Origin of the sequence: Ferroglobus sp., from assembly GCF_015521575.1 — an archaeon.
Taxonomy (GTDB): Archaea; Halobacteriota; Archaeoglobi; order Archaeoglobales; family Archaeoglobaceae; genus Ferroglobus.
The window spans coordinates 1-2048 of record NZ_WANY01000165.1 but is presented as its reverse complement, the minus strand read 5'-3'; the positions used below and the strand labels follow the sequence as shown (position 1 = coordinate 2048).

The window sequence follows — 2048 nt, the reverse complement described above, 5'->3', positions numbered from 1 at the left end:
GTATATAAATTCTTGCCGTCCGAAACTTGTCAGCAGAAATCGATTAGCCCCTTCGAGATCTCGTAAAGAGCAAGAACTCTATTCACCACATAGAGACTCGTCCTCGGAGCTTCCCCAAACCCTGCAAACTTCGCATTAGCCTTTTCGAAAATCTTGTAGGTTTCTTCCTCAAAGTCCCCATGGGGGTATGCGCCGATACAAACGGTAATCTTTTCCGAATCTAATGCCCTTTTAAAATTGTCCAAGCTTTCTCCTTCCCTCATCACGATAACTTCTCCCTCCAGAACATCGTCGAGGCTACCGTCAATTACTTCCAACAACACTTTACCATTCGCCTCGATTCTTTTTTCCTTGTACAGCTGCTCGAAAAGTCCTATGAACCTGTTGTAGTTCCTCGGAATCCTCGTTTCTCTGTTCACCCAGATTATTTCGTTGTTTATCGTATGAACGTATATTTCGAGGTCTTCTACAGCGGAATCAACTAAAGAAAGAAGACAGCTGTGAACTATGTCCGGGCGACCTCTTTTCTCCTTCTTAGGCAGATTTTTCATCGCCGCATGATGCTTTGAGTCGTCTAAGATCATATCCTTCGGCTTCTTTTTTCTCCTCCTTGAGTCTGAGATCACAGCCGGATGATTTTGGATGCTCTCCGGAATGAGTTCGAGAGAAGATTCAACAAGCACTACCCTTATCATTTCCAGAGCTTTCCTCTGTAATGCGCTGTAGCTGGACAGCCGTTGCAGAGCTCTGAGATGTAGTATTCGCACTCCTCGCAATTGCTTCCGCACGGACTGCCAGTTTTTTCAACGAGGATTTTTATTGGCATTACCATGTCCCTCTCAGCCTTTATCACTATCCCGACATCCAGATCGACCACATCGCTGTTGGGTCTCAGGTGTCTGTCGATTATCGCCTCAACAGTTGATAGATCTTCTCCGATGAAAAGGAGGGTTAGATTCTTGTTTCCTGCCACTATGAACGAGTTCAGAAAGTGTGGGCATCTTTTAAACCTTTCCACTATTTTCCTTGGATTTCTACACTTTATGTCAACTTTAACCACGTAAAGTCCAGAGTTCTTTAAATTCAATCCGTAAACGTGGCTTATCAATCCAAGCTCCTTCAACCTCTTTATTCTTGCCCCAACGGACGGCTGGGACAATCCTACAACCCTCGCTATGTCATTCTGAGTCATTTCCGGGTTTTTTTCTAAAAGCTCCAGTATCATTTTGTCCTTTTCATCTAAGTCGAAAACGTGCAACATTCACCCCACCTCTTGTAAATATTTGTACTTGAACTTATTAAAAATTAGCGTCCACTCCGCAGTTTCTGATTCTTGCTGAAAAAGTAAAACCGCTAAACTCCCTGAAAGCCTCCCTCCCATTTACCGCAAAAACAGTTTTTCCGAGCATAGCCATCGAAGCTCTTCCACCATTTGCTTCAACCGCCTCTATTACGTCCTTAACTTCTTCCCCCAGTCCGGTTTCGATAGCAAAACTCTTAGAAAGGTCGAACAAGTTTTCAAGGCTCGGTTTCTTCAAGAATTCTTTAAGACATCCCTTCCCTATCCTCGATATTTCCTTTAAGTTGTAACTGGAGAGAAATTCAGCTGTGTCTATTTTCCCCAAAACGATGACGTCAATAGTTGCGTTGAAGAAGAACTTCTTAACTTTAGCAAGAGAGGGCGCTCCTTCGGAGATCCTCGCAACAACCCCGCCGTGAGTTTGGGTGACAACATCACCAAGTCCGGTTTTATTAATTACTTCAGCTTCATGAGCAAGGTCGCAGAGGAAAAGATAGTCGGAGTTGCTTGAGAGAAAAGCGGTGGCTAAAGCCGAAGCTCCGCTTAAACCTAAGCCACAAGACAACGGAAGTTTTGTTTCGAGATCTACTCCTTTCAACCCGAGTTTTCTCAATACATACTCAACAGTGGGAAATCTAATCCTACTTCCGTTAAAATAAACTCCTTCCTCTTCCGATTTCTTTGCTACGACTCCCTCATTTAAAGCTATTCCAACTCCAATAGATCCAGATTTTTTTGGATCAGAGTG

The 2048-nt window shown here is 43.7% G+C and carries 3 protein-coding genes; all 3 read right to left on the bottom strand.

The features are described from left to right. Window positions 1-29: 29 nt before the first annotated feature. Window positions 30-695 carry a 16S rRNA methyltransferase gene (locus tag F7C14_RS06720; protein ID WP_290901174.1) on the bottom strand — a complete coding sequence of 222 codons (666 nt, stop codon included), beginning with the start codon at window positions 693-695 and terminating at the stop codon, window positions 30-32. Further along, window positions 692-1261, bottom strand: a complete 570-nt coding sequence (locus tag F7C14_RS06715; RefSeq protein WP_290901171.1) for a winged helix-turn-helix transcriptional regulator — start codon at window positions 1259-1261, stop codon at window positions 692-694. Before F7C14_RS06715 ends, F7C14_RS06720 begins: the two co-directional genes overlap by 4 nt. A 37-nt stretch (window positions 1262-1298) precedes the next feature. Then, the coding region (locus F7C14_RS06710) for a pantoate kinase (RefSeq protein ID WP_290901168.1) at window positions 1299-2048 on the bottom strand (750 nt) is incomplete at its 5' end.

What these genes read in the sequence shown, in the direction of transcription:
- F7C14_RS06720 (WP_290901174.1), bottom strand. Translation starts at nt 695, where the DNA reads ATGATAAGGGTAGTGCTTGTTGAATCTTCTCTCGAACTCATTCCGGAG.
- F7C14_RS06715 (WP_290901171.1), bottom strand. Translation starts at nt 1,261, where the DNA reads ATGTTGCACGTTTTCGACTTAGATGAAAAGGACAAAATGATACTGGAG.